Source organism: Kocuria kalidii, from assembly GCF_044462225.1.
GTDB lineage: Bacteria > Actinomycetota > Actinomycetes > Actinomycetales > Micrococcaceae > Kocuria > Kocuria kalidii.
The window spans coordinates 51,372-72,448 of record NZ_JBISWJ010000113.1 but is presented as its reverse complement, the minus strand read 5'-3'; the positions used below and the strand labels follow the sequence as shown (position 1 = coordinate 72,448).

The following is a 21,077-nucleotide window of genomic DNA, read 5'->3' as shown; positions in this document are numbered from 1 at the left end:
CCATGGACATCGGTGCCCGCCGCACCAACAGCCACGACGACATCGACGAGGAACTCCTCGAGGAAGCCGAACCGGGGGAGGGGGAGCGGGAACTCGTCTATGCGAACGTCGCCGAGTTCGTCACCGAACACCTGGCCTACCAGTATCGGCGCGACATCGACCTCGCCGGCCGGGCCACCACCTTCACCTGGTGCGCCCAATGGTGGCGCCACGAAGAAGCCGTCAGCCGCCTCACCGGCCTCTGGCGGGCCTGGGAAAACCTACGCACCGACCCCACCACCGGGCTGGCAGTGTGGTGGCGAGACTACGCCGACCCCACCATGCGGGTGCTCTTCGACGAAAAAGGCCCCTTCCACGGATGCACCCCCAGAGCACACGCCCCGAAGGGGATACCACTTCCACTGGACCCTCCCCCCGCCGGGCTTTTCGAGTAAGCGGCCCGTGCCTGCTCCCCCCAACTCGGTCAGGGGTTTCTGCACGGGAGAAGTCCACAGAGCTGGAGCGGGGGCTGAAGGGGGTAGGTGAGAAGCTCGATCACAGATGGACGTTGGTCGACTGGAGGGCGCCGATGCATACAGATTGAAACTGATTTGTTGTCATCTGCTATTAATAAACCGACAAGTAATCAAAGCTCTCTCCAAGAGAGAGATTACTGCTCGGTGTTTATACCACTGTGACTACGTAACAGCAGGTCACGGGCTATTTCCCCTCTATTTTGATTTGCATCTACCTTCTGTGAATGCTTGCGCGATCGTGGGGTGTGCGGTGCCAGGAAATATGGAGCGTTTAAGTGAAGTAGGACCTACGGATCCCCGGACGGGTTATCCACTCTGGTACGAAGACGCCACGGGCACGCGTCTGGATCTGGCGTGGCAACGCGATGACCCGAATACCCCGGTCATCGCTGGCCTGGATGAGAGCGGGACGCTGCGGGGCATCCCCAATTTCCCAGGCGAGTCGTTCTACATGACCGCGGAGGCGGAGCTGCCCCTGGGTGGAGGGGGGCAGGACGGGGAAGTAAGGGTGGTCCTGGCCCTGGAGGCGACCTTCGCCACCGAGGACGTGGCGGATGGCCAACAAATCGTCTTCGGACGCATCCGGTTCCGGGTCCGCGACGGCCGACCCGAGACGACGTACACGCTCACGCACCCGTACGGCACGGTCCGGGCCACCACCGATGACAGAGGCCGGGTGACTGCCACGGAAGACATCGGCCTAACCCCGTTGGATTTCACCGGAGCTCTGGGCGGACAGATTGCCCCTTTCCTGCGATGGACCCCCGACCCCGCTCTGCCCCAGGGCTACATCGGTGACGGCGCCACCGAGCACACGATCACGGGTAGCCCGTTCAACACCAACTTCGCCCTGGTGGATGGCCCCGGCGCGAGTACAGCTGGGGGTGCCTCGGATCCGAATGATCCTGGGAACCCGGACAAGGTCTACACGGACCAGTTTGTGTTGCAGGGCCGTATCGCCACGATCCACGGGGTGGAGATCACCCGTGCGATCTACCGCCGAGCGGCGGCGGGGACGGTGACGGTGGAGGTGTTCGCCCGATCCGTCCCCGGGCAACAACTCGAGGCATCCCTCGACGGTGGGCCCGAGACGCTGCTGCAGGGCGGGAACACCCCCAACTACCTCTTCCGTATGTCCGCGGGCAACACGGTTCCGACGCAGGTCACCGTGACCAATTTGACCGATCCCATTGCTCTGCCTGTGACCGCGGTGGTCACCGATGCCGTGGAGATCACCCAGGCCGACTACGACAGCACCAACCAGACGCTCACCGTCAGCGCCACTTCCAGTGACCAGAGCGGCGCCCCGGCACTGACGGTCACCGGGCGTGGCGGGCTGTCCGGCCCGGTTGGGGCCTTTGCCCTCGATGCACCGCCGGCCACGGTCACGGTCATCTCCGCCGCCGGCGGCACCAGCACAGCGACTGTCAGGGTCGTGGCCTGACCGGATCCTGCCGGTCGTTTTCCGCCCATCATTCAGAGATCAGGGGACCGTCATGGAATACACGCTGACAGGCGACTTTCTCGAGGCCTGCGACTGCACCGTCATCTGTCCCTGCTGGGTGGACGACGACCCCGTGGAGGGACACTGCACCGGGTTCGTCCTGTGGGAGTTCACCCAGGACGGCCAGGGCACCGAGTCGAGGATCGATGACCTCGTCGTCACCGGGTGCAAGGTCGTCAGTGTCGCGATCCACTCGGGCAACCGCCGCGACAGCGCGGCACCGGCCACTTCGATGATCTACATCGACGTCTCGGAGCGCACCAATCAAGAAGCCACCGAGGACCAGCTCATTCAGGCCTTGCGGGGTGCTTTCGCCGAGCACCCCACTAAGAAAGGAGGGGGCATAGGGCCGCTGGCTGAGCTGGCCGAGATGAGTGGAACTGTGGTCGGGGCCGAGTCAGCCAGGATCTCCTTCGAGCTCGACAAGAACGATCACGCGGACAAGAACGAAGGCTCCTGGACGGCCACCGTCACCCGCACCCGAACGAACCCGGAGGAACCGGAAGCGAAACCCACTGAAGACCGGCTGATCCATGCCACCGGGCAGCCGGAGCGGTTCGACGTGGCCGAGGACGCTAAGAGGCAGCCGCTGGAGCTGTCCAACACCGCGCTTTCCTACGAGCTGCAGGCCCAGAACCCGGTGACTGCCCAGGCGGGGGAGAAGTTAATCATCAACGTCGGGGCCCTGCCCGGAGGCAACATCCACGTCAAGGACCGCTCGGGCATGCGCGGCACCTTTCGCTACCACCACCCCGCAGCCTAGGAAGCACCGGCATGACTACCACCTCCCCGACGACGCCTCACCGGTCCGTGGCGCGCCACCGCCTCGACATGAACCTCCTTGTTCTGGGCACGCTTGTGATGGCGGCGATGGCCTGGGGAGTCCTGTTGTTGACCCACGGGCCCGGGGGCCACGGGCTGGAAGGCCACACAGTGACCTCTGAGGTGCTCGCCCCGGGCGGGGTCGGGGAAGCACACGCTCAGCATGGTGGTACGGCCGCGTTCGTGATTCCTCCTGCTCTGGTCGGTGGTGCGGTTGCCCTGGGCGCCTGGGGTTTCATGGTGGTCGCCATGATGCTTCCGCCAGCACTCCCGCTGCTGCAGACGGTGCGACGGCTGGTCTCCCACCAACCGGATCCATGGCGTCTGACCATTTTGAGCGCCACAACCTTCGTGGGGGCTTGGATGGTCGTCGGGGCGGTTTTGGTCGCAGGCGATCTGGGTGTCCGGGAGTTGGCGTCCAGCGGATGGCTGACGCTCGATCCCCGCTGGGTGACAGGGGCCGTGCTGATCGGCGCCGGCGTCTATCAGTTCACGCCACTGAAGGATCTGTGCCTGCGTGGCTGCCGGAGCCCACGCAGCTTCGTGCTGGCGCACTGGCAGGGTCGACGCTCCTCCGGCGCGGAGACCTTCGCCCTGTCCGGTGCTTACGCGCTGTCATGCATCGGATGCTGTTGGGCGCTGATGCTCATCTGCTTCACCGTCGGCACCGCGGCCCTACCTGCGATGGTCGCATTAAGCGTAGTCATGGCCGCAGAACGCCTCGTCTCGTGGGGCCGGCGCCTGGTACGGCCGGCAGGGTTCGCCCTCATCGCTCTGGGAGCGGCTACGGCGCTGATTCCCGTCATTTCACAGTCACATCTGTTGTAGACCTTCTCTGCCGCTGAGCGGCTCGATCACGGAGCTCACCATGTCGCCCACCCGATTCCGCACCTACCACGTTGTGGCCATGTCCTTCCCGATCGTCTACTCGCTCGAGGGCGATCACGATCCCAATGGTCTGCTCTACACCTTGCGCGTGTACCAGCCCCTCCTGGAGTGGGTGAGGCAACAGCGAGAGAAGAACGGCGAATACCTGACCCGGATGCACCGTAAGACCCAGCTCATGGAGACAGTGGTCTACGCAGTGCCCCGGTTCCTCGAGATGCGCCGGATCCTCTCCGAAGGACCGGAGAAGAATCGCTATCTTTTGAAAGAATTCGGCGGCGAGTCCGAAGTTCTCGACCGAGAGGACCGGGACGCCCACAGCCCACGGTTGGAACCGCAGGACCGTGCGATACGCCAAAACTACCGGGCCACGGTCGACGAGCTGGTCTCCGCCCTGCGGGAACTGACCGGCGGGCGGATCTCCAGCCTCCACCCAAAGGCCCTGCAGGATCCGGAGCGCCTAGAGGAGCAACAGGCCCGGGAAGCGCATGACGTTGATGAGCAGATCCTGAAGCAAATCCTGGGGGACTGTCGCACTTCGTGGCTCGGCCAGCTGGAGGAGGCCGAGGGCGCCGTCGAGGGACAACTGGAGGAGATCCGCCAAGGGTGGCCGGAGTTGTTGGCTTGGTACCGGAGGCAGCGTCCCGGGTCCCAGCTGAGGGATAAGGACATCGAACGGCTGATGTTCAACGATCACAGCCCTGGACTGCTCGGCCAAGGGGAAAGGGCGCCGGCGTACAACCGGTGCAATCCGCTCAAGCCCATCCCCTTGGTGCGTCCGCTGGTGCTGCGGGCGTGCCGGGGAGAGCAGCTGAAGGTGCGGTTCGAGAACAGCATCCGCGGCCGCGAAGTGGGGATGCACGTGCAAGGAGACGGGCTCGGGGGCACCGTCCCGGGACGCGGCACCGGCACCGGGGTCCAGTACGGGGATGGGGCGTGCGTGGGCGACAACGACCCCACCACTGTCCCCTATCAATCGAGGATGACGTACCGCTGGACGTGCGCCCGGGAGGGCGTGTGGCCGATCAACGATCTGGGCGACATCCGCGGAACCGACCGTGGCACCAACAACCACGGATTGTTCGCCGCTCTAGTGGTCGAACCCGAGGGCGCGAGGTGGTACGACCCCGAGACGGGGCAACGGCTCGACGGCACGGATCACGCGGACGGTCTCTCAGTCGACATCGTGCCCAGGGAGGAACACGGACTCAAAGTAGGTAAGGTCGCGGCCTCTGAAAACTGCCGCGACGAACACCATCACGACTGCCCGGTCGGCAACCGCTGCCAGAAGTGGCGGATGGAAAACTTCGTCGATTTCTACCACGCCAAGGATGATCCTGAGCGATTTGCTGGCAACTGCAGCTTCCGGGAGTTCACCGTCTTCTTCCACGACGAACCTGAGACGCACAGCGGCATCCCGCACCCCCTGCCCCACTCGGCGATGCCCCTGTCCTACCGCGCCGAACCTATGCACAACCGCCTTCCCTACCGATTGCACCAGCGCCTGCGCAAAGGAGTGCCAAAGGCAGAACTCGACGCGAACGGGATCGACCATTCGGCGGTGCAGATCAGGATCGACGAGGAGACCCTGGGCGAGGAATTCTGGGTGGCCCGAAACAGGGACGGCGAGTTCCTCGAGCGTGTCTCCGGCGAGGAGCAGCACCACAGCTCATGGCTCTTCGGGGAACCTGAAACCGAAGTTCATCGCGCCTACCGGGGGGACCCCAGTCGGGTGCGGCTGGTGCACGCTGGGGTCAAGGAGACCCACGTCTACCACCTGCACGTCCACCAGTGGCGGGCCGTCGCTCAGGACACCGCCGAGCCTTCCGTGTGGCGGACCGGCGAACATCACGGTTCCCAGCTGCTGGATTCGGTGTCGATCGGCCCGCAGACCGCCATGACCATCGATCCGCTCTACGGTTCGGGCAGCCGCCAGCACGCGGTGGGCGACATCATCTGGCACTGCCACCTCTACCCCCACTTCCATCACGGCATGTGGGGACTGTGGCGCAGCTTCGACCGCGAGGTGACAGGGAAGCGGGCCTACCCCGACGGCACGCCCTGTCCCGCGCTGAAACCATTGCCCGGCCGCAACCCCGACCCCTCGACCGACCAACAACCTGGGTTTCCGTGGTTCATCGACGCCACCTACCCCCGCAAGTCCCCGCCGCCGCCCTCACCCAACCAGGAAGACGTTGAGGAGCGAGACCCGGGGAGGAGGGCCCCGGTCGACGGGCGACGTCAGCTGCTGCAAATGGGCAACTGCTCTCAGAAGGAACGGGCGGCCTTTGCACCCAACTGCCGGTCAGGTGATCAGCCCGGTGCCCTCTTCGTCGATCTCGATGGCCTTGCCCAGGACTGGAACACCAAGGCGGAGGTGCCCGAGAGACGGATCATCCACTACGACATCGCCATGGCGGAACGGGGGATGCTCTACAACTCCGCCGGCTGGTACGACCCCCACGGACACCACTACCAACTCAAGGGCATCTCGGTTACCCGCCTCCATGAGAACGGATCTCCCGACGGTGACCCCATACCCTTCGATTACCCGGTCACCGAAGAGGAGGGCGGGGTTGACGCGTTCTTTCCGCGAGCCAATCACGGCGACATCGTGGAACTGCGCCTGTACAACACGGTGGGAACCGTCGAGGGCGACCACTTCGATTTCCCTGGTCACCCGGTGGAATGTGGTCTGCACGTCCACCTGGTGAAGTTCGATGTGCTCGCTGCTGACGGCTCAGCCAGTGGCTGGAACTACCTCTCGGGCGCCAGTTCCCCCGAGTCCGTTCCGGACAACAGGATCGGCGATCCCCCCGCGAACGTTTCTTTGCACCGATGGGTGGTGGACGAGGAGTTCGGCCCATGCTTCTTCCACGACCACCTCTTGGCGAACTTCCGGCAGAAGCGGGGCCTGTTCGCAGCACTGATCGCCGAACCCAACGGCACCCGCTGGTACCTGCCCGACCAGCAGACCCCCGCATGGGTCGGCTCCCAAGCCGTGATCGTGCCGCGAACTTCAAACGGGGAGGGGGACGTCGCTTTGAAGGAACCCTTCCGGGAGGCCGGATTGGCCCTTGGAGACTTCGTTCCGCTGAACCGTCCGAAGGACGACCGCCCTCCACTCCCGATCCCTCCTCGACCTCGGCAAAATGACGATCCGCTGAATGAGCCGAACCTGCTGGGCGGTGATGACGACCCGGGTGTTATGGGCGTCAACTACCGATGCACCCCCATGCGGTACCGCGGCAAGGACCCCTCCGAGTGGTTCAGCTCCAGCCGCTCCTCGTTGGAGAACGAGGACGAGGAACAGCGGGAGGTCCTCGACGTCCAGGCCCCGCATATGTCTCCGCCCCTGCCTGTGCCGCCGAAGCACAAGGGCGACCCTGACACACCGGTGATCTATACCTACCCGGGGGAACGACTGCGCATCCGGATCTTCCAGGGCTCCCACGAGGAACAGCACAGTTTCATGCTCAACGGCATGCGATGGCGCAAGGACTGGCAGAACCGTCAGTCGCCGTGGGTGAACCAGCAGACGCTGGGCATTTCCGAGGCCTTCACCATGGACATCAACCCGCCGGAAATCGGAGCCGACGGAAAACCCGTGGCGACGAGCCCGTACGGGGTCGGTGACCACTTGTGGCAGTTCACCGTCATGGACGACCTATGGCTGGGATGCTGGGGACTGATCCGTTCGCTCCAGCCCAGCTCGGAAAACTTCCGTGAGCTCCCGCCGTTGCGGTCCATCACCAAGATCGTGCCCGAAACAGAGGACGAAAGGGGACGAGGGGCACCTCCGACCGAGCAAGAACTGCAGGAGGCATTGGACCAGTTCCGCCTCTCCCAGTCCAACGGATTCCTACCCACACGTCCCCTTCGGATGCCCGGAGGAACGTGGTCGACTGGAAAGGTCAGGGAGTACGTGGTGGTCGCCCAGCGCCACGAGCACCAGTACGCCGGCCAAGCGCTGACCGACCCGTGGGGCCTGATCTACCGCACAGCCGAAGAGGCTGTATCCGAAACCCGGGCCGACGGAAGCGACACCGGCAACCTCCGGGCGGTGGACGTGGACACTTCCGACCAACCCCTCGTCCTGCGGGCACATCCCGGGGAATGGATCAAGATCATCCTCATCAATGAGCTCCTCCTACCGCAGGAGAACCTCCCCGACCAGGATTTCGCGACGAAAGACCCCCGGCTACCGGACTTCGGACCGGAAGTGAGCCCGCCGCGACTTCCCGTAGAGCACCGTGACCACCTGGGCTACCCGGACCGTCGAACGGTCAGCCCCCGAGTCTCCCTGCACCCCAGCCTGCTGCTGTACGACGTGCACAGCGACGACGGCGCGTACGTGGGGCTGAACCAGGACGGCACCGCCGCCGCCCTGAACGTGGACGATGCTGCCCATGTCGTGCACGGCGGGCACGACGCCGTCAACGCTGTGGTGCACCGCACCGACCACGGGATCGGGCACCGGGACGCGAACTGGCGGGAGTATTGGTGGTACGCAGATCCGGCCCTGGCTTTCGACACATATCAGGATGGTCGCGAACGAGGCCAAACCTGCTACCTGTTCGATATGGGCGACATCCGCAATCACCGACACCACGGCTTGATCGGAGCTGTCGTGATCGAACCCAGAGACATCACCCCGGTCGACCCCCAGAACGAGGACAAGCCGAAGTGGACAGGCGCCCATGTGCATCTGGAAAAAGGTGACGAAGTCATCGCCCAAGAATTTGTTTTCTTCCTCCAGGACGGGCTGCGTCATTTCCTGCACGGCGATATCGATCAGCCGCTTCCTGACATCTCTCCGAGCGACCCGCCCGTGGATGTCGGGCAAAAGGCCATCAGCTACCGGTCACCGCTGACTCCACACCAGAATCCCATGGCGCTGCCCAACCTCACCGCTCCAATCTGGTACGCGAGCAGGGACCTGCCCATCTGGTGGCGGTTGGTGTGCGCTGGCGACAAGCCACGCAACCACACCTTCACCGTGCACAACTTCGCCTGGGACGTTGCTCCCTGGGTGCGGAAGGTAAAGGACACCAGTCCCGAAGCCGGATCGGTCACCGCCATCTCGGCTGGATTCACCCAAGACCTCGTCATGGAATCCGACGGACGCTGGGATCCAGGGGACCACGCCTACCGCAGCGGTTCCTTCCGCTGGGCAGCTAGTCAGGGGATGTGGGGCATCCTCCGCATGGATGGACAGGACCGGCAGCGCGAACAAGGAACGGTGCCCTGGGCCATGCGGTCACTGTGGTCACGGTGGATTGCAGACATATCGGTGGTTTGGGAACCAAAACGGCGTCGTTGGTTTCGGTAGGGAGAGAGGATCAGGCAAAGCCCGCGTCCCCACTGAGTCCCATCGAGCCGCCCGTGTAGGACTGGTGAAGCCCGGCGTCTCAGGACGAACTCGTGGCGGCGTAGTACATGTCATTGATATTGGCCTGGATATCGTTCAATCCATACTACTTCTCGGATGCTTCAATATTGATTCCAGTCTGGTGCGAGTAATTCATTTTTACCATCTTGGAGCACGCCATGCCGCAGAACAAAACCCGTTCAAGTGAGGAGAGTCCGAATTCCAAAAATCGCTCCTCCCTAAGTAAAGCTGTGAAATGGGTGGCAGTAGGACTCGGTGGTGCTCTTGTTGGAGCCATCGGCTCGGATATTTATGGCTATCTCGCTAGAGTTTCGTCCCAACCCGTCGACATTGTGGTTGAAGCGGATCCCTCCATTTTTGAAGCGGGAGAGCCAAAGTGGACGCCTTTCTATTACTTTGTTCCAGTGCTTGCGGAGAATATGACCGCACCACCAGAAGACTGTCGGGCTCGCCGAGAATGGGCCTATGATCAACGGGGGGCCGATGCAGATGAGTCGCGGGTACTGATTACGATGATTGGGAACCGCGACGAAGAGATCTCGGTGCAGAATGCGAGAGTAGAAATAATTGATCGAACGCCCACTGGAGCAGGAGTCGTTGCCGCCTGCCCCGTAGGGGGAGCCACGGGTGAAGTCAGAGGGGTAGTTGCCGATCTTGGCAGTAACGGTTCCCCACCCAGGTTGGAGTTTAAAGAAAAGGGGCAGGTTGTTTCCTTGGAACGTTTGACTTTGGATAAAGGTGAAACAGAAACGTTCTATGTGATCGGACGCACGAGCGCTGACGAATACGTAGAATGGAGAATCGTTTTTGATATTGTTGCGGATGGCGATACAGAAAGCATTACCGTCGATGATGATGGAAGCCCCTTCCGCACCGCGGGGACTTCCGATCTTCCCATGTATGAGTGGTCCGGCCGTGAGTGGAAAGACATGAATTAAAGTTCACCCCGGGGCTGCCAACAAGCTCGCACTTTCGATTTTTTGCAGGATGAGACTCCACAGCGTCGACGACGCGCAATAAGTAATGGGTCTGTGCGCGAAGTGATGACAGGTCGGGTCAAGCCATCTGGAGGGCTGGTGTGGTCATCGTGGCTTCGCACTCGACAGGGGCCGATCTCACGAGGACTGCTCACCGGCGCCGCTGGCGGTCGGTGCATTCGATTCACACCGGTGTCCTGGTAGCTACTGACGAGTGGCCCAGCGGCAGCGGCCCAGCGCGTTGCGGCAGAAGTTCCACTGCCACCTTTAGCCCTCCAGAGGTGGCAGCGTCGATGCTGGTTGACCCGTGAATGCCGGATCCCGAGGCCGCTTATTTCTATTACTTTACATAATCTCGATTATCGGCGTTACGACCCACGGGAGTTCTCGCATCTGGTGCAACTCCCGTTCGGCCGATTTCTGCCCGCTGTCCGCGGCGTACCGCGGACAGCGGGACTGCGCCGGAGGTCGGATATTTCACCGGGGTGTTGTCGCGACACTGGCCAGCGTAGATTTCCTGCATCAGATGCACGATTCCACGGTGAGGTGGGATTCGGATGGACGCTGTACCGGGCCAGGTTCCTGCTGTCCTGACCGACGGCGACGTGGGGTTGTTTCGCGCCGACGAGCGGGTGCTCCAGAAGATGCTCGACGGGTAGATGGCGTCGGGAACTCCGACGGCGTAGCCAACGCCCGCCTCCTCAACATCCGCTCCCACCGGTTCACCGCATCAGCCGAGATGCTACCGCTCGCGCGAGACCGGCACTGGCCATATCTCACGTTGGCGGCGTTGCAGTAGGGGCCTCTGACAGCGACATTCCAGCGGGGGGGGTGGGGCCACCCGCACGACGGTGGTCGCCTGACGGGCCGGCCACGCCGGGGTCGGCGGCGAGAGGCTGGCCGACCCGACCGGTTGAGGCGTCTGCGGCGGTTCGATACTCGGGTAACTGTGGTTGCAACCCTGGCCCTACCACCGAAGAAGCTCGAGGTCACACATTGGTCCTCGAGGTTGCGGGCAACATGCCCGGGCGTCGATCACACCACCGTGGCGAAGGCCTGGCAGAAGTACGGATGCATCGCTGGTGTGAGGTGGCCTTCTCCCTCTCCATCAACCCAGAGCTGGTGGACAAGGTCGTCGACGTTGTCGAACTTTGCATCGCACGACCGGAAAACGCGTGGGGTCGTGTGGACGAGCAGTCCCAGCCGCAGGCCCTGATGCGTACAGCACCGGGGTCGCCGATGCCGCCCGGCAAGCCTGCGCACCTTGACCCACAACTGTATCCGCCACGGGGCCTCGAACCTGTTCGTGGCCCTGGAGATCGACACCGACCAGGTCACGGCTAGGTCCTGACCGGGTGCAAGCCCAGGCATCGGCGCCAGGAGCCCCTGGAGTTCCTCCAGCAGGTCTCCCAGACCTACCCGGATCAGCAGCTGCACCCGATGATGGACAACCACGCGGTGCACAAACAGGGCTCAACCTATTTGTCGCGAACAAGCGACGAATAATCGGTGTAACACACCCAACAGTAATAACTTGTGGGTTGACTAGCAGGGACGCTGGGGTCAACCATCTAGTTCAACGGGAGAGGCAAGAACCTGAAAAACAGAGGACACTCGCTGAAATTCTTTGATGGACATCACCGCATCTCCGTAGCAATTTCTTGCATGCACCCTGCTGCGTCCATATTCACACGTAAACGGAAATTTACTTGTGAAACTGCTGAAGACGGCTTCTGAGATTGCTCTAACCCTCGATCGAAAGGGCGGATCGATGACTTCTGCACCGATGACTGCTTCGATCGAGACGTCCACTCCGCGTGGAGTAGTAGCGTACGGGCGGGTGGCTGTGCGTCGACCGGATCTGGCCCTGCGATGACCACAGGCGCGGGCATCGACGAGGGCCCCGGTCGCTACCTGGTAGCGCTCGGCACTCACGTGTTCGACCCCCTCGACACAGAGTCTGAACGGCGCACCCGCCGGGTGCAGAAGCCGGCGCGCACCGACGGCACGCCGGATCCCGCCGACACCCGGATCGTGCAGTTCCACCGGATCTTGCCGGCCAGCGACGTGGAGCGGATTCGAGTCGAGCACGGTCTCGCGCTGACGGCGTATATCCCCGAGCTGGCCTACGTCGAGCGGCTCGACGACACCTCGGTGCGCCGGTTGCGCAACGACCCGCTGGTGCGCGCTGTGTGCCACTACTTCCCGCGTTACAAACTCTCACCCGACCTCGACGTGCGCTCTCGCCGACCGGGCGACGGCCTCCTCGACGTCACCGCGTCGCTGTTCGACGGCGGTTCGACCCGGGTTGTGGAGGACCTCGTCGTCGCCGAAGGTGCGAAAGAGGTGCGAGTCGTTGACGACCGCCCTCTTGGCGGCCTGGCTCGGGTGCGGTTCGTGGTCCCGGACATGGCGGTGATTGAGCGCGTAGCCGATCTCGACGACGTCCGCGGAATCGAGCCGACTCCGCGTCCGAAGCTGGACACCTTGGCGGCTGCCTCGGTGAACCAGTCGGGGTCGGAGACCTCCCACCCGATCTGGGACAAGGGCCTTCATGGAGAGGGTCAAATCATCTGGGTGATGGACGGCGGCCCGGTTGACATCGCGCACTGCTTTTTCGCCGATGCCTCGCCCAACATGCCCGGACCTGGGCACCGTAAAATCATCGCGATCACCAACACCTCCGCTTCCGCGCTCAGTGCCCACGGCACCTTCGTTGCAGGCTGTGCCGCCGGCGATGAGCGCGTCAACTCCGGGGCCCACGCCAACCGGGGGAGCGCCTGGGCGGCGAGACTCTACTGCACCAACTACAACGAGCCGTCGTTCTTGGCCGAGCTGAACGCTGGCTTCGCGGCCGGGGCCCGGGTGTTCACCAACTCCTGGCACGACGGGACCCACGGTGCCGGCAACCCCTCCCCCTACACCCAGGCCTGCGTGGACGCCGACACCTTCACCTTCACCAACGAGGACGCCATTGTCCTCGGTTCCTCGGGCAACGCCGGCGAGGAGCAGGGCCCGCCGGGAAGCGCCAAGAACGTGATGATGGTCTCGGCGGCGCAGTCCGGCTCTAATCCGACGGCGATTGGTGACGGCAACAGTGGTCCGACGCTCGACGGCCGGCGAAAGCCGGACATCGTATCTGTGGGGTGCGGCATAAGCTCGGCCACCGTCAGCACCCCCTGTGGCGTCGGACCGCGGTCGCCCTGCGCGACGAGTTACGCGACGCCACTCGCGGCCGGGGCGGCCACACTGGTGCGGCAATACTTCCTGGAGGGCTGGTACCCCACCGGGATCAAGACCGCAGCGAACGCCTTCTCTCCGACCGGATCCCTCGTCAAGGCCACCCTGGTGAACTCCGCGGTCGACCTGACCGGCGTCCCCGGTTTCCCCAACAGCACCGAGGGCTGGGGGCTGATCCGGCTCGACCGGGCGCTCTACTTCGACGGTGGCCGCCGCAAGAACCTAGTCTGGGACGTGCGGCACGCCGCTGGGCCGACCCAGGGCGACAACCGCACGCACACGGTGAAGGTTGAGAAAGACACCGAGGAGCTCAGGATAGTGCTCGTCTGGGCGGAGCCGCCCGGGACATCTCTGGCGGCCGACCCGGTGATCAACGACCTCGATCTCACCGCTACCTCACCCAGTGGCGCGTCCTACACGGGCAACGACTTCGTCGGCGGCTTCACGCCGCCGGACACGGGCCAGATCGGCGACCTGCTCAATAACATCGAGGTCGTCCTCGTGGCCAACCCGGAGGCCGGTGACTGGCGCATCAACGTCCGCGCCTTCCGGATCGCCACCACCGCACCCGGCGGCGGCCAGGGGTACGCCGTGATCGCGAACGCGACCACGAAGTCCGACTGCTTCGTCGCCTCCACGGTATACGGCGACCCCGACCACCCGGACGTCGACGCGCTCCGGGCTTGGCGCAACCGGGGGCTGCGAGGGGGTGGCGCGCGCGCAGCAGCGATGCACGCGCTCGGCGCAAGCTACGCCGTGCTCGGACCACCGGCCGCACGGATCGTCGCCCGCTTCCCGCGGCTGCGCGCCTTGCTCCGCGAGCGGGTGCTGAGCAGGTTGGCGCGCCGCGTAGACGCGAGCCAGAGGGGCGAGTCGTGATGGGGCTGACCGTTGAATCTGTGGCGCTGGAGATCGCGCAGGCCCTCGAGCCGCTGACCGACCGGCTTGCGGCCGGTGAGGTGACCGAACTCTTCGCCGAACTGGGACTGCCGGCCCCCGACACGGTTCTGGGAGTCTCCGAGGTGAGCTCGGCGATCAGCGCTGCCGCCACGCAGGCCGGGAACCTCGGGCCCAAGGTGACCGCGCTGAGTACCGCCATCGAGGCCGAGGACGTCTCCGGCATCGTGAGCGGGATCAGGGACCTGGTCCCGGTCGTCCAGGCCGTGATCACCGCGATCGACGCGATCGCCGACGCGGTGGACGCGGCAGCCGGCGCCGCCGCGGCGGCGGCGCGCTCGGAGATCGAGGCCTTCGCCGAAGAGCTGCCGAGCCGGTTGGTGGGCTACCTGGTCGCGACATACCTCGAGCGCGAGCACCCGGTGATCAGTGGCGCCGCCGGGCTGCTCGGCATCCTAGAGGTCACCTCAGTCGCGGGGACCACGCATGCACCCGCGCACGTGCAGCGGCTGCTTCGCTTCGACGTGGTATCCGCGCTGCTCGAGGACCCGCTGGCCTCGCTGGACGAGACCTACCGCTGGGGTACCCCCGACTTTAAGTTCGACGTGCTGCTGCGGCGGATGGCAACCTTCGCCAGCCGGATCTCCGGCTTCGCCTTTCTCCAGCCGGGAGCGGCCGGAGAGCCGCCGGTGCTGCGGATCGGCACGGTCGACATCGGCCGCACACCTGATGCAATTCCGGGGCTGCGCGCCACCGTGCGGGCCGACCTGACCGAGCGCGTGGACACGGTCACCGAGATCCGGCCGGGTCTCGGCATCGAGACCGGGCTGAGCGCCCGGCTCGACACCGGCGCCAACATCGACGTGGTCCCGCCCGGACAATTGCGTGCCGACCCCCCCTCTGCCGAGGTCTCCGGGCGGGCACGCCTCGGCGTGGTGTTCAGCAACCCCGACTCCGGCCCGCTCAGCCTGCTTGGCCTCACGGGCGGCTCCGGGATCTTAGCCGCCCGGCTACGGGCGTCCGCCGGCGCCGACTTGACATGGGACATCGCGGCCGGCCGGGCGGACGGCGCGTTCCTGATCGAGGCCGCGATCGAGGACGGCGAGGTGGTGATTGACCTCGCCGGCGCCGACGGGTTTCTCGCCACGATCCTTCCCGACGGGGGCATCCGGCTCCCCTTCGACGTCCTCGCCGGGTGGTCCAGCGCAACGGGGGTCTACTTCGAGGGCGGTGCCGGGCTCTCCATCGACATCCCAGTCGACTTCGACCTCGGGCCGGTAAAGATCCAGATGATGCACCTTGGCTTCGTCGTCAACGCCGACGGCCTAGTCCTGGAGGCCTCGGGCGGGATCGCTGCCAACCTGGGACCGTTCGCGATGTCGGTCGACCGCATGGGCACCCGGGCCCTGCTCGATTTCCCCCACGGCGGCGGCAACCTCGGACCGGCGAACCTGGGCTTCTCCTTCAAGCCGCCCACCCGGATCGGCCTGGTCATCGACGCCGGTGTGGTCAAGGGCGGAGGGTTCCTCGCCTTTGAGCCCGAGGCGGGCGAATACGCCGGCATCCTCGAGCTCAGCTTCGGCGCGATCTCGATCAAGGCGATCGGCATCCTCACCACCAAGCTGCCCAGCGGCGCCGACGGGTGGGCACTGTTGCTGCTGGTGTTCGGCGAGTTCACCCCGATCCAGCTCGGCTACGGATTCACCCTCAACGGCGTCGGCGGCATCATCGGTCTCCAGCATGGCGTCTCCATCGACGCGATCCAGTCGGGCCTGCGCACAGGCGTGCTCGACTCGGTACTCTTTCCGCGCGACCCGGTCGCCAACGCCAACACCTTGCTGGCCCAGCTGCGAGTAGTCTTCCCGATCGTGCCTCGAGCGCTGACGGTTGGCCCGGCACTGAAGCTCGGCTGGAGCACACCAGCGATCGTCACGATCAGCCTCGGCATCATCTTGCAGTTCGACGACGTGCTCGGCAACGGCGCAGGCAAGCCATCGTTCAGCCGGGTGGTGCTAGTCGGTCAGCTCAAGCTCCAGATCCCTCCGGTCGACGGGCTCGCGCTGATCCTGCTCCAGGTCGACATCGTAGGGGCGTACGACGCCAACGAGAAGGCGCTCTCGATCGATGCGGTTCTGCGCGACTCCCACGTCGCCGGGCTCCCGCTCACCGGCTCGCTCGTGGTGCGCGCCCGGTTCGGCGACAACGCGACGTTCCTGATGGCCGTCGGCGGCTTCCACCCTCGTTTCACCGACCTGCCCCCGGGGATCCCGCCGCAGGACCGGGTCGGCATCCAGCTCGCCTACGACATCGTCACGTTGCGCATTGTCGGCTACGTCGCGATCACCTCCAATAGCTTCCAGACCGGCGCCGAGGCGAGCCTGGTCGCGGCCGGAGGCGGCTTCCGGATCGAGGCCTACCTCGGGTTCGACGCGCTGTTCCTCCTCGAGCCACGCTTCCACTTCGAGATCGAGTTCCGGGTCGGCGCCTCGGTCAAGTACAAGAGCATCAGCCTGACCTCGCTGAAGGTGCGCGGCGTGCTGACCGGGCCGGGGCGCTGGGAGGTTAACGGGCACGCCTCGATCTCGTTGCTATTCTTCGACGTCGATATCGACTTCGAGGTCGGCTGGGGCTCGGCCCCGGCCCCGGCGTTACCCAGCGTGGCCGTGGGTCCCCAAATCGCTCAGGCGCTCTCGGCGCCTCAGAGCTGGCACGCCGAGTTGCCTGGCAACGACCCTCTGGTCAGCCTGCGCACCGTGGCCGTTGACGGCGAGATCCTGGCGCACCCCCTGGGCTCGGTTGTGGGCGTGCAAAAGGTGGCCCCCCTGGGGCTCGACCTCGACCGGGTGGGCCGCTCGGTCCCTTCCGACGGGCGCCGCTTTGACATCGCCGAGGTCAGGATCGGCAACGACGTACGCAACCCGATGGTGCGCAGCGAGAACTTCGCCCGAGTCGAATACGTGGATCTCTCCGAGGAGGACAAGCTCTCCAAGCCGTCGTTCGAGAAGTTCCCCTCCGGGATCGCGGTCTCCACCGAAGACTTCGCGGTGCCGGCCTCGGCCGTCGTCTTCGAGCCGGAGTGGGAGACCTTCTACCTGCGCCAGGAGCGGCCCTCCGAGCGCCACCTCGTCCTGGCCGCCTCGCTGGTCAAGCACGCCCAGCTCGGTGCCGTCGCCAACGCTCACGTCCACGTCGACCGTGTGCTCAACAGCGGCATCACCGGTCTGGTCTCAGTGCTCGCGGACAGCTTCGGCGTCGCAGCCGCGAGCACGCCGGGCCAGACTGTAGCCAGCGGTCTGCTCACCTTCAGCGAGGCCGAGCAGATGTCCAGCGCCACCACCGGCACCACGTTCGTGGTCGGTCTCGCCGAGGTGGTGACGCATCTATGAGCTACCGCTTCCTGCCCTACGTCCGTCGCGGGCTTGCGGACAAGATCCCGACGGTCGACACGCTCGGGACCACGATCGCGGCGCACGGGACGTTCGGCGTGCGGGTCACCCTGAACACCGGCGATGCGGCGCAGGTCGACCTGCGGCTGCACGGACCCGGTGACGTCATCGGCGTCGACCCCCGCGGGATCGTTCGCATCGACCCGCCGCGATCGGCCCGCAACGTCGCTCCCGACCAGTTCGCGGCGATCGAGTTCGACGCCCCCGACTTCGCCTGGATGTTCACCCCGGCCGCCGGCGGCTCGAACGACCGGTTGCGGCCGTGGCTGGTGCTGGTGGTCGTGGAGCGGCAGCCCGGCGTCGCGATCGTCGTACGCCGTGACCGGCCGCTGCCGCAGCTGACGATCGAGGCCCCGGCCGTCCCGGGTGACGAGCTGCCCGACCTCTCCGAGTCGTGGGCGTGGGCGCACGCCCACGTCGTCGAGGACGGCGCGCCCGCCTCGGTGCCCATCCACCTGCGGGACAAAGCGGCGCTGAACGTCTCGCGGCTGCTGTGTCCGCGACGGTTGAAGTCGGGTCGCGACTACGTCGCTGCGCTGGTGCCGGCCTTCGAGGTCGGGCGGCTCGCCGGGCTCGGGCAGACCGTCCCCGCGGGCACCACCACAGGACCCGCGTGGGGTGCCTCCGGTTCGGTCGGAGCCTCGGTGACGCTGCCGACCTATTACCACTGGGACTTCCACACCGGCCCCGCCGGAGACTTCGAGTCGCTGGCTCGCCAGCTGGTCTCGCGCCCGGTCCCCGACACCGTGGGACGGCGCAAGATGTACATCGGGGCTGCCCATCCCGCACTGCCGTCCCTGGCCGCCGACGCCGGTGGGGTGATCGACCTCGAGGGAGCGTTGCGGGCGCCGGAGGCGGGCAGCGGACCGACCCTCGGGCCTGAACACGACGACTACATCGCCAAGCTGAGCCAGATCGTGGACGGGCCTGGCCATCACGTGCTCGAGGGGGCCTCGCCCGACGCGGAGAGCGTCGCCCCACCGATCTACGGCGGACGCCACGTCAAGCAGGACGCCGTCACCAGCAGCCCGCACCTATGGCTGCGCGAGCTGAACACCGACCCCCAGCATCGGGCGGCCGGTGGGCTCGGCACCGAAGTGGTCCGGCTGAACCAGGAGAGATTCGTCGACGCGGCCTGGCAGCAGGTCGGTGACGTGCTGGCCGCGAACGCGCTGCTGGACCGCGCCCGCTTCCTCCAGCGGATCGCCGATCGGATCCACGCCCGGCACTTGGTCCCGCTGCCCGACGCGGCGCTGCTCTCGTTGACCAGCGTCGTGCACGTGCGGATTCCACGAGCCGGGCACTCGCTGGCCAAGGAGATCTCGTTTAGCACGCTGCCGGCGGGCACGCTCGGCCCGACGTTCCGGCGGATGGTTGCGCCCCGCTCGACGGTGTTGACCCGGGCGCTGCGGCAGGGCTCGTCTAACCTCGGCACCGGCGTCCAGGTGAAGGTGGTCGAGGAGCTCGCCGCCGGTGAGCGCCGCTTCAATCTGCTTGCCACCACCCCCGACGGTCTGGTCTCCTCACGGCTGATCGGCCGGTTCGGTGGCTCTCCCACCGGCGAGGTAGGCGGCGAGATCGGCGCGATCGGCACGGCCCCGGCCGCCCTGGTTCGCCAGCTCAAGACGGTCGCCGCCGACTTGGCGGGCAAGCCGGTGGTCAGCCAGGTCAAGCTGCGACCCGACCTGGCCAAAACCGGCGTCCTGCTGCCCCGCCAGCTGGCCTCGATCACCAAGATCACTCACCACCCCTCGGTCACCGGGACCGCGACTTCGGGTGGCGCCACAAGCACCGTGGCCGGGCTCTCCGAGTCGATCCTCACCGGCAGCCGCGACCACCCCGAGGCGCTCGGCTTCGCCCTGTCAGTGGTCCGCAGCGGGGTGGAGGTGCGGGTGCTTGAGCTGGAGCCGGTCACGGCGACGGTCACCTCCCGCGCCCTGACCTCCTCGGGCGGCTCGGCACGTGTCGAGGAGGTGGCCCGGCTCGAGTCGGTAGGCACCGCGGGCGTGGTGAACACCGCGGCCTTGCGCGACATCGTCGCTGCCAGCGTCCCCGGCACCTTCACCACCCCGGCAACCGGACGGGGGGCCGCATCGGTCGTCACCATCCCCGGCACGCCGGGTCGGCCCCGCCCACCGATCAACGTGCCTCCAATGAAGCTGCTGACCACCCCGACCCCCACCCTCCGGCAGCTAGCTCAGACACAGAAGCCACCCGGTCCGGCGATAGACCCTCCGATCAAGATCGAGAAGGTGGTGCGCGCCTACGTGACCGCCTTCGACCTCCAGCGGGCGGCGCTGGAGGTTTCCGCGACCTCGATCATCCCGGCCGCGAAGACGATCAGCCTGGCCTCGACCGGCGTGCTGCTGCGCGAGGCGATCAATCCGCACCTCGTGATCGAAGCGCGGGCTCGGCTTGCCGTACGCGTCAATGCTGCGGCGCTGCGCGACGGCCTAGCCGGCACGCTGCGCCAGCGCGCACCACTGGACCCCGTCATGGCGTCCCCGCTGCTGCCCGAAGCGCTCTACCGCCCGCTCGCAGAGGCCGACCCCGACCGGTTCCTGCCCGGCATCGGCGAGATCCCCGACGACACGATCACCCTGCTAGAGACCAATCCGCGCTTCGTCGAGGCGTTCATGGTCGGCGCAAACCACGAGATGAACCGCGAGCTGCTTTGGCGCGGCTACCCCACCGACCGGCGCGGGACGCCCTTCCGGCGGTTTTGGGACCGCGTGGACGGCAAGGAGGACCTCGGCCCGATCAACGAGTTCCGGCCGAACGCGCTCCTAGGTACCAACTCCGGTGCCGACCTGCGCGGTTCGCTGGTCCTGTTGGTACGCGGGCAGCTGCTCCGGCGCTACCCCGAGACCGTGATGTACGCCGCCCCCGCGCGGCCGGACAAGAGCTTCGACCCGACCCCGTCGGTGATCGAGGATCCGATCTTCTGGGGGCGCATCGCGCCCGACGTCACCTTCGTCGGATTCGACCTCAACCGTGAGGAGGTCGAGCCCGACCCTGGGTGGTATTTCGTGCTGGCCGAGCAACCGACCGCCCCGCGGTTCGGGCTCGACGTCAGCGGAGCCTCCGCCCTGCCGGGCAACTGGAGCGACCTGCACTGGGGCCACGTCGGCGCCGACCCGGGTGACCACCTTTCCATCACCGGCAGCGGGCTGAACGGCCGCAATGTGCCGCTGATCAGCGGCGGCAGCGTGCGGTCGACCTTCGGACGCAACTCCGCTGACATGGCGGCGATCACCTTCCAGCGGCCGTTCCGGGCGGTGGTGCACAGCAGCGAGGTGCTCGACGGCCAGGATGGCCACGGGCTCGCGGCACTGCGTCCGATCCTTGCCCGCGCCACCATCCTGCGTCCGATCACGCTCCCCGACGGAGGTGGCTGAG

10 protein-coding genes are annotated in these 21,077 nt (G+C 65.9%); 9 read left to right on the top strand and 1 reads right to left on the bottom strand.

The features are described from left to right. The first annotated feature begins 2 nt into the window (after positions 1 to 2). The 6 genes from ACH9D3_RS16910 to ACH9D3_RS16885 all read left to right on the top strand — a co-directional run bounded on the left by ACH9D3_RS16910 (position 3) and on the right by ACH9D3_RS16885 (position 10,056). The gene (locus ACH9D3_RS16910) at positions 3 to 434 is read left to right on the top strand and encodes a DUF4913 domain-containing protein (protein WP_396411820.1); all 432 of its coding nucleotides are present in this window, start codon (positions 3 to 5) and stop codon (positions 432 to 434) included. 589 nt (positions 435 to 1,023) lie between these two features. Beyond that, positions 1,024 to 1,959, top strand: a complete 936-nt coding sequence (locus tag ACH9D3_RS16905; protein WP_396411819.1) for a hypothetical protein — start codon at positions 1,024 to 1,026, stop codon at positions 1,957 to 1,959. Between the two features lie 52 nt (positions 1,960 to 2,011). Continuing rightward, entirely contained in the window at positions 2,012 to 2,782 is a 771-nt protein-coding gene (locus tag ACH9D3_RS16900; RefSeq protein WP_396411818.1) for a DUF1326 domain-containing protein, read from the top strand. 11 nt (positions 2,783 to 2,793) lie between these two features. After that, on the top strand, positions 2,794 to 3,669 hold the full coding sequence (locus ACH9D3_RS16895) for a DUF2182 domain-containing protein (RefSeq protein ID WP_396411817.1): 876 nt from the start codon (positions 2,794 to 2,796) through the stop codon (positions 3,667 to 3,669). Between the two features lie 40 nt (positions 3,670 to 3,709). Next, entirely contained in the window at positions 3,710 to 9,058 is a 5,349-nt protein-coding gene (locus ACH9D3_RS16890) for a multicopper oxidase domain-containing protein (RefSeq protein WP_396411816.1), read from the top strand. Between the two features lie 218 nt (positions 9,059 to 9,276). Next, positions 9,277 to 10,056, top strand: coding sequence for a hypothetical protein (locus ACH9D3_RS16885; RefSeq protein WP_396411815.1), 780 nt, complete (start codon positions 9,277 to 9,279; stop codon positions 10,054 to 10,056). 1,074 nt (positions 10,057 to 11,130) lie between these two features. Here ACH9D3_RS16885 and ACH9D3_RS16880 read toward each other — a convergent pair. After that, complete coding sequence (locus tag ACH9D3_RS16880; RefSeq protein ID WP_396411814.1) at positions 11,131 to 11,532, bottom strand: hypothetical protein; 402 nt, start codon at positions 11,530 to 11,532, stop codon at positions 11,131 to 11,133. Positions 11,533 to 11,967: 435 nt separating this feature from the next. Here ACH9D3_RS16880 and ACH9D3_RS16875 point away from each other — a divergent pair, with 435 nt between their 5' ends. The 3 genes from ACH9D3_RS16875 to ACH9D3_RS16865 are packed head-to-tail and all read left to right on the top strand — an operon-like array spanning position 11,968 to position 21,076. Then, positions 11,968 to 14,214, top strand: coding sequence for a S8 family serine peptidase (locus ACH9D3_RS16875; protein ID WP_396411813.1), 2,247 nt, complete (start codon positions 11,968 to 11,970; stop codon positions 14,212 to 14,214). Further along, positions 14,214 to 17,618 (top strand): DUF6603 domain-containing protein, encoded by a 3,405-nt coding sequence (locus ACH9D3_RS16870; protein ID WP_396411832.1) that lies wholly within the window; start codon positions 14,214 to 14,216, stop codon positions 17,616 to 17,618. Before ACH9D3_RS16875 ends, ACH9D3_RS16870 begins: the two co-directional genes overlap by 1 nt. Then, entirely contained in the window at positions 17,615 to 21,076 is a 3,462-nt protein-coding gene (locus tag ACH9D3_RS16865) for a hypothetical protein (RefSeq protein ID WP_396411812.1), read from the top strand. The genes ACH9D3_RS16870 and ACH9D3_RS16865 overlap by 4 nt, the downstream gene beginning before the upstream one ends. Position 21,077: the final 1 nt, after the last annotated feature.

Excerpts from the sequence above, each read along its gene's own strand:
- ACH9D3_RS16910 (WP_396411820.1), top strand. The coding sequence starts at position 3 with ATGGACATCGGTGCCCGCCGCACCAACAGCCACGACGACATCGACGAG.
- ACH9D3_RS16900 (WP_396411818.1), top strand. The coding sequence starts at position 2,012 with ATGGAATACACGCTGACAGGCGACTTTCTCGAGGCCTGCGACTGCACC.
- ACH9D3_RS16895 (WP_396411817.1), top strand. The coding sequence starts at position 2,794 with ATGACTACCACCTCCCCGACGACGCCTCACCGGTCCGTGGCGCGCCAC.
- ACH9D3_RS16890 (WP_396411816.1), top strand. The coding sequence starts at position 3,710 with ATGTCGCCCACCCGATTCCGCACCTACCACGTTGTGGCCATGTCCTTC.
- ACH9D3_RS16885 (WP_396411815.1), top strand. The coding sequence starts at position 9,277 with ATGCCGCAGAACAAAACCCGTTCAAGTGAGGAGAGTCCGAATTCCAAA.
- ACH9D3_RS16875 (WP_396411813.1), top strand. The coding sequence starts at position 11,968 with ATGACCACAGGCGCGGGCATCGACGAGGGCCCCGGTCGCTACCTGGTA.
- ACH9D3_RS16870 (WP_396411832.1), top strand. The coding sequence starts at position 14,214 with ATGGGGCTGACCGTTGAATCTGTGGCGCTGGAGATCGCGCAGGCCCTC.
- ACH9D3_RS16865 (WP_396411812.1), top strand. The coding sequence starts at position 17,615 with ATGAGCTACCGCTTCCTGCCCTACGTCCGTCGCGGGCTTGCGGACAAG.